This is a genomic window from Streptosporangium sp. NPDC053982 (assembly GCF_055585205.1).
The window spans coordinates 24,952-38,303 of record NZ_JBVJKQ010000017.1 but is presented as its reverse complement, the minus strand read 5'-3'; the positions used below and the strand labels follow the sequence as shown (position 1 = coordinate 38,303).

General features: G+C 71.6%; 14 protein-coding genes. 9 read left to right on the top strand and 5 right to left on the bottom strand.

Translation table 11 applies throughout. The features are described from left to right. Nucleotides 1-100 precede the first annotated feature (100 nt). Together ACZ6W9_RS29040 and ACZ6W9_RS29035 are read right to left on the bottom strand one after the other, a co-directional pair. The gene (locus ACZ6W9_RS29040) at nucleotides 101-1,213 is read right to left on the bottom strand and encodes a transglycosylase SLT domain-containing protein (protein WP_389959683.1); all 1,113 of its coding nucleotides are present in this window, start codon (nucleotides 1,211-1,213) and stop codon (nucleotides 101-103) included. Next, nucleotides 1,213-1,506 (bottom strand): hypothetical protein, encoded by a 294-nt coding sequence (locus ACZ6W9_RS29035; protein ID WP_389959685.1) that lies wholly within the window; start codon nucleotides 1,504-1,506, stop codon nucleotides 1,213-1,215. The genes ACZ6W9_RS29040 and ACZ6W9_RS29035 overlap by 1 nt, the downstream gene beginning before the upstream one ends. Before the next feature lie 177 nt (nucleotides 1,507-1,683). On the opposite strand from ACZ6W9_RS29035, the gene ACZ6W9_RS29030 reads away from it, so the two are divergent. The 4 genes from ACZ6W9_RS29030 (at nucleotide 1,684) to ACZ6W9_RS29015 (ending at nucleotide 2,949) form a co-directional block, all read left to right on the top strand. Then, complete coding sequence (locus ACZ6W9_RS29030) at nucleotides 1,684-1,830, top strand: hypothetical protein (RefSeq protein ID WP_389959688.1); 147 nt, start codon at nucleotides 1,684-1,686, stop codon at nucleotides 1,828-1,830. Nucleotides 1,831-1,998: 168 nt separating this feature from the next. Then, on the top strand, nucleotides 1,999-2,403 hold the full coding sequence (locus ACZ6W9_RS29025) for a YbaB/EbfC family nucleoid-associated protein (RefSeq protein ID WP_362939059.1): 405 nt from the start codon (nucleotides 1,999-2,001) through the stop codon (nucleotides 2,401-2,403). Beyond that, nucleotides 2,400-2,723 (top strand): hypothetical protein, encoded by a 324-nt coding sequence (locus ACZ6W9_RS29020; protein ID WP_389959691.1) that lies wholly within the window; start codon nucleotides 2,400-2,402, stop codon nucleotides 2,721-2,723. Before ACZ6W9_RS29025 ends, ACZ6W9_RS29020 begins: the two co-directional genes overlap by 4 nt. A gap of 64 nt (nucleotides 2,724-2,787) precedes the next feature. After that, complete coding sequence (locus ACZ6W9_RS29015) at nucleotides 2,788-2,949, top strand: hypothetical protein (protein ID WP_470120578.1); 162 nt, start codon at nucleotides 2,788-2,790, stop codon at nucleotides 2,947-2,949. Nucleotides 2,950-3,031: 82 nt separating this feature from the next. Here ACZ6W9_RS29015 and eccCa read toward each other — a convergent pair whose 3' ends face one another. Beyond that, nucleotides 3,032-7,036 carry a type VII secretion protein EccCa gene (gene eccCa / locus ACZ6W9_RS29010; RefSeq protein WP_389959697.1) on the bottom strand — a complete coding sequence of 1,335 codons (4,005 nt, stop codon included), beginning with the start codon at nucleotides 7,034-7,036 and terminating at the stop codon, nucleotides 3,032-3,034. 155 nt (nucleotides 7,037-7,191) lie between these two features. Between eccCa and eccD the strand changes: the two genes are divergently transcribed. Both eccD and ACZ6W9_RS29000 read left to right on the top strand, forming a co-directional pair. Continuing rightward, entirely contained in the window at nucleotides 7,192-8,637 is a 1,446-nt protein-coding gene (gene eccD, locus ACZ6W9_RS29005) for a type VII secretion integral membrane protein EccD (RefSeq protein WP_470120575.1), read from the top strand. 275 nt (nucleotides 8,638-8,912) lie between these two features. Further along, nucleotides 8,913-9,281: a YbaB/EbfC family nucleoid-associated protein gene (locus ACZ6W9_RS29000; RefSeq protein ID WP_389959703.1), complete on the top strand. Its 369-nt coding sequence runs from the start codon at nucleotides 8,913-8,915 to the stop codon at nucleotides 9,279-9,281. Nucleotides 9,282-9,316: 35 nt separating this feature from the next. On the opposite strand, the gene ACZ6W9_RS28995 is transcribed toward ACZ6W9_RS29000, so the two are convergent. Continuing rightward, entirely contained in the window at nucleotides 9,317-10,099 is a 783-nt protein-coding gene (locus tag ACZ6W9_RS28995; protein WP_389959706.1) for a hypothetical protein, read from the bottom strand. 6 nt (nucleotides 10,100-10,105) lie between these two features. Next, complete coding sequence (locus ACZ6W9_RS28990) at nucleotides 10,106-11,791, bottom strand: hypothetical protein (RefSeq protein WP_470120573.1); 1,686 nt, start codon at nucleotides 11,789-11,791, stop codon at nucleotides 10,106-10,108. 319 nt (nucleotides 11,792-12,110) lie between these two features. Between ACZ6W9_RS28990 and ACZ6W9_RS28985 the strand changes: the two genes are divergently transcribed. The 3 genes from ACZ6W9_RS28985 (at nucleotide 12,111) to ACZ6W9_RS28975 (ending at nucleotide 13,314) form a co-directional block, all read left to right on the top strand. Then, nucleotides 12,111-12,434: a WXG100 family type VII secretion target gene (locus ACZ6W9_RS28985; protein WP_362939089.1), complete on the top strand. Its 324-nt coding sequence runs from the start codon at nucleotides 12,111-12,113 to the stop codon at nucleotides 12,432-12,434. A 36-nt stretch (nucleotides 12,435-12,470) separates the two neighbouring features. After that, a complete protein-coding gene (locus tag ACZ6W9_RS28980) occupies nucleotides 12,471-12,785 on the top strand; it encodes a WXG100 family type VII secretion target (RefSeq protein ID WP_362939092.1) in 315 nt (104 codons plus the stop codon). A gap of 112 nt (nucleotides 12,786-12,897) precedes the next feature. Beyond that, nucleotides 12,898-13,314 (top strand): hypothetical protein, encoded by a 417-nt coding sequence (locus ACZ6W9_RS28975; RefSeq protein ID WP_389959712.1) that lies wholly within the window; start codon nucleotides 12,898-12,900, stop codon nucleotides 13,312-13,314. Nucleotides 13,315-13,352: the final 38 nt, after the last annotated feature.

Below are 13,352 nucleotides of genomic sequence, written 5' to 3'. Positions count from 1 at the left end.
CCCGCGTCCACCTGCCCCCGGGTACGGCGGGCACGCTGACGGCGCGCGCCGGCCGGGCACGCGGGCGAGAGCGCCGCCGGGTACGCGGGCCGTGGGGCGGTCAGTAGCCGACGTAGCCGCTGCCGGTCTTGCTGCCGACCACGCCGGGCACGTTGGAGACCGACCCGTACCGGCTGATGGCGTAGCGGACCCCGGCGATGATGTTGTCCACCGGGTTGTAGATGTCGCCGTGGCCCGGCAGCTTGTAGGAGTTGAAGGTCGGGTCGATGGTCTGCATCAGCCCCTTGGACGGATGTCCGGCGGCCGCGTTGGAGTCCCAGTTGTTGATCGCGTGCGGGTTCCCGCCCGACTCGTGCTGAATGATCATCCAGATGTCGTTGGGGTTCATCTTGCCGACCGGGACGCCCTGCTCCTTGAGGATCTCGATCGCCTGGTCGATCCACTCCTTGACCCTGCCCTCGGGGGCGGGACCGCCGCCGGGCGGGGGCGGGCCGCTGGGCCCGTAGCCGCCGAAGCCACCGCCGGACCCGTTGCCGCCGGCTCCGTTGCCGCCGGAACCGCCTCCGGGGCCGCCCCCGCCCGGTCCTCCCGCGGGGTGGTAGCCGACGGTCCGCTCCCAGTTCACGGTGTGGCCGGCTCCGGGGACGAACGGCTGGTCGCCGGGGTCGTCGATCGAGGTGAAGGTGATCTTCCGCTCGCCGAGGTACTTGTTGATCTCCTTCATGGCCTTGCTGACGGCTTTGTCGGCCTCGTCGACGTGGGGCTTGGCCTTCTCGGCGGCGGAGGAGGCCATCTGCGAGATGGTCGCCGAGGTTTCCCGCGGGGTGTCGCCGCGGCTGCTGCTGCGGTAGGCGGACACGTCGGTCAGGAGCGTGTCGGCGATCCTGCCGATCTTCGCCTTCGCGTCCTCCAGCGCGCCGGCGGCGTCGTCCAGGGAGTTCGCGCAGCTCGACACCGCGATGTCCAGCTCCTCGCCCGCTCTGCCGTACTTGCTCATGTAGGTGACGAAGCCGTCGGCGGAGGCGCCCTGCCAGGCGTCGTCCACGTTCCGTACGGCGGCGCCGAGGGCGCCGAGGTGCTCGTTCGTCTTCCCGCTGGCGCCGCGCCAGCGTTTCGCGACGGCGCGGATCGCCTCGGGGTCGCCGCTGACCTGGTCCAGGTAGCCGGCCAGTGTGCCGCCGCCGGGGAGCTGGCGGACCTGTTCCGAGCCCATCAGCGACCTCCTCCGGCCCGGTTCGCGCCGCGCACGTTGTCCTGCACCTGGTCGAGGGCCCGCTCCACGAGCCTGAGCTTCTTGGCGACGCGGCCGAGCTGGTCGTCGAGCGTCTTCTCGACCGTGTCGAGGGCTGTGGCGAGACCGGAGGAGTCGGTCAGCTTGCCGAAGACGGAGGAGTCGGCCGTCTTGGCCGGGTACTTGTCGCCGATCTCCTCGAACTTCCCGGCCAGCGTCCTCGCGGTCGTGCGGCACTGATCGAGCGCCTGGAAATGGATGTCGACGTCGGCCACCGAGCCCGGCCCCCCTCCCGTGTAGGAACAAAGCCACCGAATGCCGATCATAGGGGACATAGATCTTCCGGGGGCGGTGTCATGGGAAGCGCCGCCCGGCCTGACGGCGGCCGTCCGCGTTCCGGCGGGATGGGTCCGTCACCGCTTCATTCCCGGTTCGTCGATGAGGGCTCCCGTATGAGTGAGACGTCCGCGGGGAGCTTGAGTGTCTCCCCCGACCTCACACCCGAGGAGTTCGCCGTCCTCGACGAGATGCGGCGGGCCGCCGCCGCCGAGCGGGGACGGGGACTCCTGACCGCGCTCCGGTCCGCCGGCGGCATGTGATCCAGCCCGAGGTCCCGCCGCGGTCCTCGCGGTCCCGCGGCGTCCCGGCAGCGGGTCCGGCCAGAGGCATGACGGTTTTACTCGATTTAGCCGGACTGCGAATGGTATGTCTGGGTCTGTTGGGATTCCTGTGGCGTATGGTTTCCCTGATCCCGGGAGGTGAAGAGGATGAGCGACGAGTTCCGCAGGACCATGGAAGAGCTCGCCGAGGAGTACAACCGGCAGGCGACGCAGCTCCGCGAGACGTACGGCAAGCTCAACGAGCTGAACGTGACCGCGCGGTCCGACGACGGAATGGTGTCGGTGACGGTCGGTCCGCGGGGCCAGGTGCGGGACCTCACGCTCGACCCCCGCGTCTACCGCAAGCTGTCCCCCACGGAGCTGGCCCGGGCGATCATGGAACAGATCGGCGCGGCGACGGGTGCGGTGGCCGACCAGACGAAGGAGCTCATGGCTCCGTTCCTGCCGGAGGGCCTGCCGTACGAGGAGGTCTTCGGTGAGGGGGCGAGCTTCGAGTCGTTCCTCCCTCAGCCGGTGACGCTGTCGCCCGTGGAACCGGAGGGCCGTGGATGACGGCGTCCGGTGACGGCTACTACGCCGAGTGGGCGGACCTGCGTCGCAGGGCGTCGCAGTACGGCGAGGAGCGCGACTTCCTGCGCGAGCGGCGGGATGAGCTGTGGCAGGCGTTCCTGCGGGAGAGCCCCCCGCTGGGCGACGACCAGTACGGCGCGGAACTGGAGAAGCGGCTGCCCGGCATCATGGACGGGCTCTTCACGGCGTTCGACGCGTACATCGACGAGATCGGGGGCGTCCGGGAGCGGCTGAGCGCGGGCGCCGCGACGTACGAGGGAGCCGAAGGAGCGGGCACCCGCCCCTCCTCGCGCGACGTGTGACCTCCACTCGATGCCCGACGTCGACGGCGCAGTGTCCTTCGTTCTCCACGGGAACCCGCGGAGGGTGGGGATCGGTCATCACGTGCTCGACGCCGACCGGTTCGCCGAGCTCGTCCTCAACGAACCGGGCCCGCTGCCCGACGACGTGATCCCGCCCCCGACATGGGAGCGGATCAGGTCGTGGTTCGGTGCGGGGCCGCCGGACGACCCCCGCCCCTCCGGCTGAGACGCCGCCGTCCCACGACGGCCGGTCACCTCCGGGGCCGTCTCCCGCGGCTCGGGGAGACGGCCCCCGGAGGTCCCGCGTGTCAGTCCTCCACCGGCTCCTGCGGCGGCATGAACGCCGTCTGGACCAGCCGCGCGCCGAACTTGCGGTCGACGTAGTAGCCGCGGCCCGGCGGCAGCGGATGCGGGCGCACGTTGCCGAACAGGAAGCCCTCGTCCTTGTTGCCCGACAGGACGACCGCGGGGCTGGCCATGTCCTTGAGCCGCTGGACGATCGGGTCGAACATCGCCCGTCCCATGCCGCCCATCGCGCGGGACACGATCAGGTGCAACCCGATGTCGCGGGCCTGGGGCAGCAGCTCCGCCAGCGGCTGCAGCGGGTTGGACGAGGTCGCGACGAGATCGTAGTCGTCGACGACGATGTACAGGTCCGAACCCTGCCACCAGCTCCTGCTGCGGAGCTGCTCGGGCGTCAGGTCGGCCGGGGGGAGCCGTTTGAGCAGCGCGGCGCGCGCGTCGCCGATCAGGCCGGCCGCCGCCGCGCTGGAGGCGGCGTAGCCGATGCGGTGCTCGGTGGCGGCCGAGTCCAGCAGGGTCCGCCGGTAGTCGATCACGATCATCATGGCCTCGCGCGGCGTGCGCCGGGCGACCAGGCCCTCGGTGATCAGACGCAGCAGGTTGGACTTCCCGCTCTCAGTGTCGCCGACCACGATGAAGTGCGGGTCGGTGTCGAAGTCGAGCATGACGGGCGACAGGGTCGCCTCGTCGATGCCGATCGGGATCCGGCCGGGGCCGGTCTGCTCGATGCCGGGCAGGGTCTCGGACGGCAGCACCGGCGGCAGGAGTCGCACGCCGGGGGCGGGGAGGCCCTGCCAGGCCTCCCGGACCGCGTCGACGAGGGCGCGCACGCCGACCGTCAGGTCGTCGGCCTTGCGGACGCCGTCGATCCGCGGCAGCGCCCCCAGGAAGTGCAGGCCCTCCCGGGTGAGGCCGCGGCCCGGGGTGCCCTCGGGCACGGCCAGCGACGCCTTGCGGTTGACCTCGGACTCGTAGGCGTCGCCCAGTTTCAGCTCCACCCGGGTGCCGAACAGGTCGCGGATGCCGGGCCGGAACTCCGACCACTTGTTGGTGGCGGCCACGACGTGGATGCCGTACCCGAGACCGCGCGCGGCCAGGTCGGTGATGACCGGCTCCAGCGACTCGAAGTCCTGCCGGACGGTCAGCCAGCCGTCCACCACCAGGAAGACGTCACCGAACCGGTCGCCCTCGATCGTGCCGTCGGCCACCTGCCGCCGGTAGACGGCGATCGAGTCGATGCCCTGCTCGGCGAAGTCGCGTTCCCGCTGCTCCAGCAGGGTGGAGACCTCGGCCACCGTACGGCGGACCCGGTCGGTGTCCAGGCGGGTGGCGACGCCGCCCACGTGGGGCAGGCCCTCCAGCGAGCCGAGCGAGCCGCCGCCGAAGTCCAGGCAGTAGAACTGCACCTCGCGGGGGGTGTGCGTGAGCGCCATGCTGGTGACGAAGGTGCGCAGGATCGTGCTCTTGCCGCTCTGGGTGCCGCCGGCGACGCCGACGTGCCCGGCCGCGCCGGAGACGTCCAGCCAGAACGGGTCGCTGCGCTGCTCGAACGGCTTGTCGATGATGCCGATGACCGCGTGCAGCTGCCCCCGTCCCGCCCACCCGGTCGTGGTCAGGCCCAGCTCGGGAGTGACCGACAGCGGCGGCAGCAGGTGGGCGAGGGTCGGCGCGTCGGCCAGCGGGGGCAGCCAGATCCGGTGGGCGGGCGGCCCCTGGCCCCTCAGCCGCTCGACGACGATGTCCAGCAGGCTGCTGGAGTTGCCCTTGGCGGGGGAGCTCTCCGCGGGGGTCAGCTCCTTCTTGGGGGGTTCGGCCGGGACCGGCACCGGCGCGAACTCCGGCCCGTACTCCACGATCTCCCACGGCGCCGCGCCGCCGTCCGCGGAGGCCGCGCGGTGGGGGTCGGCCTGGTAGGCGCCCGACACGTAGGCGGCCTTGAACCGGGTCATCCCGGTGGTGTCGAACTTCAGGTAGCCGTTGCCCGGCGCGGGCGGCAGCTCGTAGGCGTCGGCGACGCCCAGCACGACCCGGCTCTCCATCGCCGAGAAGGTCCGCAGGCCCACCCGGTAGGACAGGTGGGTGTCCAGGCCGCGCAGCCGGCCCTCCTCCAGGCGCTGGGAGGCCAGCAGCAGGTGCACGCCGAGCGACCGGCCGAGCCGGCCGATCATCACGAACAGCTCGATGAACTCCGGCTTGGCGGTCAGCAGCTCGCTGAACTCGTCGATCACGACGAACAGCGTGGGCATCGGGCGCAGGTCGGCGCCCTGCTCGCGGGCGCGCTCGTAGTCGCGCAGGGAGGCGTAGTTGCCGGCCGCGCGCAGCAGCTCCTGGCGGCGGATCATCTCGCCGTGCAGGGCGTCGTACATGCGGTCGACCAGGGGGAGCTCGTCCTCCAGGTTGGTGATGACCGCCGAGACGTGGGAGAGCGTGTCCAGGCCCAGGAAGGTCGCGCCGCCCTTGAAGTCGACCAGGACGAAGTTCAGGATCTCCGAGGAGTGGGTGATCGCCAGGCCGAGGACCAGGGTGCGCAGCAGCTCGCTCTTGCCCGAGCCGGTGGCGCCGATGACCAGGCCGTGCGGCCCCATCCCGCCCTGCGCCGACTCCTTGATGTCCAGCTCGACCAGCCGGCCGTCCACGCCGAGGCCGATCGGCACCCGCAGCCGGTTGCGCCCGGCCCTGGGACGCCAGGTCACCCCCGCGTCGAGTCGTGCCGGGTCGCCGACGCCGAGCAGGTCGGTCAGCGAGGTGTTGACCGCCAGGACGTCCTGGGCCTCCCCGCCTCCCTTGGAGGTGGACGCGCGCAGCGGTGCGAGCTGCCGGGCCAGGCCCTCGGTCCGCAGGAAGTCCAGCCGGTCGGGGTCGCCGAGCCGGGTCGAGCTGCGTTTGCCCGCGTGGTCCACCTTGATCATGTGGAAGCCGTCCGGCTGGACGTCCAGCCGCAGCGTGCTCTTCTCCTCGATCACCCCCGCCGACCCCGACAGGTCGATCACGGTGACGCCCTGGATGGCGTCGGTGCCGAGCTGGGAGTCGTGCGGCACGTGCCCGCCGTCCAGGATCAGCACGTGGTACGGCAGGGCGTCGGCGGAGGCGCCGGGCCGGAACCGCGCCCGCTCCTTCAGCTCCCCGCCGACGAGCCGGTCCAGCTCGGCGAGGTTCTCGGCCATGAGCCGCACCGGGCCGGCGGCGTCGGTCTCCTCCGGGTGCAGGGCGTGCGGCAGCCACTTGACCCAGTCCCACTGGGCCATCCACTCCTTGCTCGCGCACACCATGATCCGCATGTCGTCGGGGGAGTGGAACACGGTGATCTGCGCGATCATCGCCCGCACCAGTTCGCGCACGGCCACCGGGTCGCCGGTGAGGTTGATCCGGGCGAAGGAGTGCAGGGCCACCGCGACGGGCAGCCCGGCGACCGTCGAGTGCGCCCGGACGAACCTGCGCAGCGCGCCGGAGGTCAGCGCGTCCAGGTCCTCGACCGGCCGGGAGTCCGGCGGGACGAGCTGGATGGCGAGCTTCTGGACGCCGGTGCCGAGCCGTACGGTGCCGAAGTCGTCGTCGCGGGGGCGGCGCTCCCACAGCCGCTGGCTCATCGCGACCCACCACAGCGACTCGGGGTCGGGGCCGCTCCACTCCAGCGCCTCGCGCTGCTGGACCGCCGCCCGCCGCGCCCGCTTGCGGATCTGCGACAGATAGCGGAAGTAGTCGCGGCGCAGGCCGTTCAGCCGCTGCCGGCGTTCCCCGGACTGGCGGCCGAGCTGCCCCATCGTCATGCCGAGCATGGAGACGCCGAACAGGCCGCTGGCCACGTACATGATCGGGTTGGCGTTGCCGCCCGCGGTGAACATCAGGCCCATCGCGGCCGCGCCCGCCACCATCGGAAGGTAGGTCAGCACGGCCATCATGCCCTGCGACTGCACCTCGGGGACCTCGGGCGGGGATTCGAGCAGGATCTCGCCGCGCGGTGGCTTGGGCGGGGGCCGGCGCTCGGGGCGCCGTACGACGACGATGCTCACCCTGCGGATGCCTTCCTGGTCGTTCCTCGCCGTCCGCGGCGCCGTCCGTCCGGCGCCGTTCGGGTACGGCCATCGCACATGATCCCTCTTCTCAGCGCTACCGTATCCGGCATATCCCTGATGTCCGTGATGGATGTGGGAAAAGGAGGACAACTGTGAGGTCGCTGGCCCAGCCGCCCGTCCCGATCCCGGCGCCGCAGGGCGCGCTCGCCCAGTTCGCCGCGCCGCTCCCCGCCCTGTGCCACGTCACGATCGTCGGACCCCGCAAGAAGGCCGACCTGGCGCTGCCCGCCGACATCCCGCTCCCGCACGTGCTGCCCGGCCTGCTGCGCGCGATGGGCGAGATCGGGGGAGAGGCGGCGGCGGCCCCCGGGTGGGTGCTCCAGCGCCCCGGCGGACCGCCCCTCGACGTCGCCCAGAGCCTGGGGGCGCTCGGCGTGCTCGACGGCGAGGTGCTCTACCTGCGGCCGCGCGAGGCCGCGGCGCCCCCCGCCATGTTCGACGACGTGGCCGACGTGGTCGCCACCGGCGTCAAGGAGAGCGCCGGCAACTGGACCTCCTCGCACACCCGCCTGGCCGGGGTGAGCTCGGCCCTGGCCCTGCTGGCCGCCGGGGCGGTGACGCTGGTGTTCGCCGGACCGCCGTGGACGGCCTCCGCCGTGGTCGCCGGGGTGATCGCCCTGCTGCTGGTCGTGGCCGGGGCCCTGGTGTCCCGGGTGGTGGGCGACTCCTTCGCGGGCGCGCTGGTCGGCCACGCGGCCCTGCCGTACGGCTTCATCGCCGGGCTGCTGGCGCCCGCCGGGAACGGCGGGCTGACCGGGCTGGGGGCGGCACACCTGCTCGCCGCGTTCGCCACCGTCGGCCTCGTGGCGACGGTGGCGTTGATCGCGATCTCCGACGGCGTGCAGGGGTTCCTCGGCACGGCCATCGCCGCGATGGCCGGGGCGGTGAGCTCCGGCGTCGTGATGGTCTCGGACGCCTCCCCGGCCGGGGTCGCCGCGGTGACGCTCACGGTGCTGCTGGCGTTCAGCTCCCTGATCCCGACGGTGGCGTTCCGGGCCGCCGGCATGCCGATGCCCTCGATGCCCACCAACGCCGAGGAACTGCGTGGCGACAACCAGCGGGTCGACGGGCCGTCGGTCCGGGAGCGCACGCTCCGGGCGCAGTCCTACGCCACCGGCATGGTCGCCGGGCTCGGGATGGTCGCCCTGGGGGCGGAGCTCTACCTGGCGCTGGTGAACGACTGGGTCGCCATGACGGCGACGGTGACGCTGGCGCTGACCCTGCTGCTGCGCTCGCGGGTCTTCCGTGGGCTCGGCCAGCGGCTCTGGCTGGTCACGGCGGGCCTCGCCGGCCTCGTCTTCTTCGCGCTCGCCCGGGTCGCCGGCGCGGGCGGGGTGGCGGCGATCATCGCGGTGATGGGGCTGATGTGCGCGGCGGCGGTCGCGGCGGGGATGGGGCTGTGGCTGCGTCAGGGCAAGCCGTCCCCGTTCTGGGGGCGGGCCGGGGACATCCTGGAGATCCTGCTGATCATCACGCTGTTCCCACTGGCCCTCGGCGTACTGGACGTCTACGCCTGGGTGCGCGGCCTGGCCGGCTGAACCGGGGCGGCTCCGTTCCCGGGAGCGCCTCCGTTCCCGGGAACGCCTGCGGTTCCCGCGGCGGGTGCGAAGCGGCGGCGTGGGCGGAATGTCGCCGAGTGGATTGCGGAGGTGTGATCAGGTGCGGTTAGCTTTCCGCGGAAACGGACCTTTGTAGCAGTCCGGATGAGTGAGTGCGGGGCAAGAGGGGACGACCGATGACGGCGGAGTTCGGGGATTTCGCGAACATTGATGTTGACAAGCTTCTGAATGGGGCCGACAGCCAGTTCGCCCGGATGGAAGAGCTCCAGAAGTCCCTGGCGACGCTGGTCGGCCGCGCCCAGGACGAGGACGGCCTGGTCATCGTGGAGTACGCCGCCGAGGGGTTGCAGGAGCTCCAGCTCCACCCCAAGGCGATGCGGCTCAGCTCCGGCGAGCTGGCCGAGCGGATCAAGGAGGTCCTGCACGCCGCCACGCGGGACCTCCAGGACCAGGTCAACGCCGCCATGGCCGAGGCGTTCGGCGAGGACGACAACCCGATGCGGTTCGTCCAGGACCCGGATGCGGCGCTCCAGCAGCTCAAGAGCGCCGAGGCGGCCTACAACCGGACGTTCGAGGACGTCATGGGCGAGCTCGACCGCATCCGCCGCCGTCTGGACCTCTGACCGGACCGGTGCCGCTCCGGGGCGCGGGCGGCGGATCAGGCCTCCGGCATTCCCGGAATCTTCGGCATGCCCGATGCCCCGGGCATGCCGGACGCCCCCGGCATCCCCTTGGTGGACACGGGAAGGCCCTCGATCGTCACCTGCTCGAAGGCGGGGATGTCGCCGTTGGTCGGGGTCGTCGCCGTGGACAGTTTCTGCTGGGTGGACTGGGAGAAGAACTGGCCGGCCATCACGGCGATCGTCGCGGCGGTTCCCAGGACCATGAGGTTCTTCCTCGCCATGTTCTTCAGGCCTATCTGGAAGGCGTTGGCGTACGTGATCCCGGCGGTCTGGGTCGCCAGGGAGACGGCCTGCCCGACGACGGGGATGAACTTCCCGGCCATCGCCGCGAGGGCGAGCCCGAACAGGACCTGGGCTCCGAGCGTCGAGACGATCGCCCCGGCGTACGACATCTTCGCGGCTCCGTCCATGCAGCCCCCGACGGAGTCGTTCATCTGCTTGCACTTGTCCAGCTCGGCGCAGAACTTCTTGTAGGCCGCGTCGAACTCCTCGCGGCCCATCTTCTTCCACTCGTCGTCCGACACGGCTTTCGCCGCCTTGTCGATGGCGGCCTTCGTGTTTTCGATGTGCGGGTTCAGGCCCTTCCACCCGTCCCCGCACCCCTGGATGTCGCTCGGGCTGGAGTACAGGACGCCGATCGCCGCCGCGGCCGTCCGGCTGGCGTAGGTGAACATCGGGCTGTTGGGGATCGCGGCGCTGGCCACGCACAGGGCGAGCGCCGTCGTGTAGAGGCCCGTCCCAGCGCTGTAGGCGTCCATGTCCGCTCAGGCTCCCTTGAGTGTGTTGGCGTCCTCGGCGGCCTTGATGACCGTCGATCCCTCTTTCAGCTGCCCGCTCATCGTGGTGTTCAGGTGCGTCCTGGCCGACTCCAGGTATCTGACCATGTTGTCGCGGGTTCCGTTGTGCGCGGAGTTGAGCCCCATCAGGCCGAGCACGCCCAGTCCGGGGAAGCCGCCCAGGTCGATGCCGGTGGCGTTGGAGTGGGCGGTGGCGGCCTCTCCGCCCTCGTCGCCGATGGCCTTGAGCCTGCCGCTGAGCTTGGTCAGCGAGCCGGTGTCGGCCTTGCGCCATTGGTCGCCCACGCCGTTCGTGGCGAGGTACTGCTCGCGCTGCTGGGCCGCCTGCTTCTTCTGCTCCTCGGCGGCTTTCTTCTTCTGCTCTGCCAGGTTCGGGCCGCCGGCACCGCCGCCGGGTGATCCACCCGGCCCCGCGCCGCCTCCGGGCAGGCCGCCCCCGGGCATCCCGCCACCGCCCGGGTCCCCGCCGCCGGGTGATCCGCCCGGCACCGCCGGGGTCTCCGCCCCCGGCGTCCCGGATCCGGGAGTCTCGGCGCCGGGGGCGCCCGTGCCGGGCAGCGAGGCTCCCGGCAGCTCCGCGCTCGGGGTCTCCGGCTGGCCCGGGAGCGTGGGATCCGCCGGGTTCTCCGGGGTGGGAGGGGCGGAGGAGTCGGCCGGGTTCCCGGTGCCGGGGTCGCCCGGGGTCTGCGGGGTGCCGGGCTCGATGGGGACGGTCGGATCACCGGCCCCCGGACCGCCCTGGTCACCGGTGCCGGAGCCGCCCTGGTCACCGGTCCCCGGGCCGCCGGTGTCGCCCGTTCCGGAGCCGCCCTGGTCACCCGTCCCGGAACCGTCGGAGCCGCCGGGGTTTCCCTGGTCGCCCTGGTTTCCGGAGTCTCCGGGGTTCCCCTGGTCGCCGGAGCCGCCCCCCTCGCCGGAGTCCGACCGGCCGTCGGCCGCCGGCGGATTCGGGTCCTCGGTCACGTCGCCGTTCGGGTCGTCGGGGTAGATCTCCCCGTCCGGCCCGTCCGGGTCGTCGGAGCCGCCTCCGTCGCCGGATCCGGCGGCGTCGTCGTCCGGTCCGCTCGGCTCGACGTATCCGGGCTCGTCGCCGGATCCGCCGTCCCCGGTGTCGCCCGGGTCGTGAGCCTCGCCCTCGGGGACCCCGGCGCCGCCGTCCGGGGTGTCGGATCCGTCGGCACCGGAGTCGTCGCCGGAACCGCGCGGGTCGTCCGCGTCCGTACCGCCGTCGTTCACGGTCCCGCTGTCATCCACGGTCCCGCCGTCGTTCGCCGTCCCCCCTGTACCGGTACCGTCACCGGCTCCCGCGCCGCCGCGGCCGGCCTCGCCGTACGGGTCCGTGATGATCTCCTGCTTGGCGCCGTCGGCGGGGGATCCGCCGGGTGCGACGCCGCCTGTTCCGGAAGCGTCGGCGCCGAGGGCGGACGACGCGGGGGCCGTGGCCAGGTCGATCGGGCCCTCGTAGCCGGTGATGCCGGAGAAGCCGGACTCCGCGGACGGTTGCGCCGCTTCCGCGCCGTCGTCGGCGGGGCGGATGATCTCCACCGGGCCGGTGGTGGGCGGAGCCGAAGTCTCGCCCCAGTTGAGCAGGCGTTCGATGTCAGGACCCTCGGCCACCTTCACCCTCCCGTCGCGGCACGCAGTGATCGCCAACAGTAGCCCACCTGCGTTTGGACGGTACAGAAGTGGATGAAGCATCAACTATTCGCCCAGGAGGCGATCGGCGCCGCCGGGCGGTCATTAACGGTATAAACGCCCTTTGACCTGGGCGTTTGTTTCGAAGACGCGGAAATGTTATGAGGCCGTAATATATTCGCGAGTTATTTGTGGGGCTCTAGATCGCTAGCATGCCATTCGATGATGTTCGCGGGGGTAGTTCCTTTTGTCGCTCTGTGTGACCAATGCGCCACGGGGCCGGCGCGAGGACGCGGCGCCGTGACGAAGAGGTAGCCCCATGTCACGGAGGTGACCGGTGGATTTTTACGGTGCGAGCCCAGAGAAGATCAACTTGGGTGCGACCCAGGTCGTCGACACCGCGCAGTTCGTCGAGGGTCTGCGCAGGGGCGTCGCGACCACGACCCAGGAGCTCACGGCCTCGGGCTGGCTCGGTGCGGCGGCCGTCAAGTTCCAGCAGGCCATGACCAAGTGGGACGAGCAGGCTCTCATCATCCGGCGTGACCTGGAGGACATCGCCGACCGGATGGGCCAGAACGCCGTCACCTACAGCGGGGCCGACCAGGATGTGCAGTCCGGTATGAACCGGGTCGACTCGCTCATCAACCTTCCCCCCCGGTAGCGCGTCCCCGTACACGGTCAGAATAAGGAGAGTCGAATGTCCAGCAACGCGGGTGACTACACCAAGGTCGACTTCGGCCACATGGAGCGGGTCCAGGAGCAGCTCCTCAAGGTCGTCACCGACATGGACAAGGCCACCGACGACCTGGTCACCAAGCTCCGGCAGACCCTGGGCGAGCAGGCCTGGTCCGGTGGGGCCTCGCAGTTCTTCGAGGAGCACCGGGCCAAGTGGGACCGGGCGGAGCAGGAGATGGGCCGTCAGCTCCACGAGGCCGCGGTGGCCCTCGGCGTCGCCAACGACAACTACCGGGCCGCCGAGGCGCGCAACAAGGCGATCTGGTCCAGCCACTGACGCGACCGGCACACCGGTCTCCGCCCGGTCACCGCGGCGGCGGTGACCGGGACAGTCCGTCTCCGGTCGCGGGCACGCGGCCCGCGACCCGGCCTCTCCACAAGGGGTGATCATGACCAGCAAGGACGCCATGGACGGCGGCAACGACCGCGCGCTCTGGGTCGACCCCAACTGGCCCGGTCTGGACGGCTCTCCCGGCGCGGAGTTCAGCGCTTCCAAGATGCGGGCGATCGCCAGCGATCTGGAGGAGTACGCCCGGATGCTCAAGGGCCCGGCCTACTCCGAGGGCTACACCACGGGGACGGTGCAGGGCGTCAGCGAGAACGGTGAGCTGACCTCCAAGGAGATCGGCTCCTGGAGCGCGGCGCAGGCCTTCGCCCACACGGTCGGCAAGTCCAGTGGCGACGAGGGCGCACAGGCCCTGTGGAAGGTGTACGGCCTCCTGGCCCAGCGGCTGGACGAGGCCATCAAGGCGATCAGGGCGAACGCCGACGAGTACGACGGGGCCCGCCACGCCAACGGCGGCTGAGGCGGGACACGGGGCATAAGCGGGCAGGGGAAGGTGCT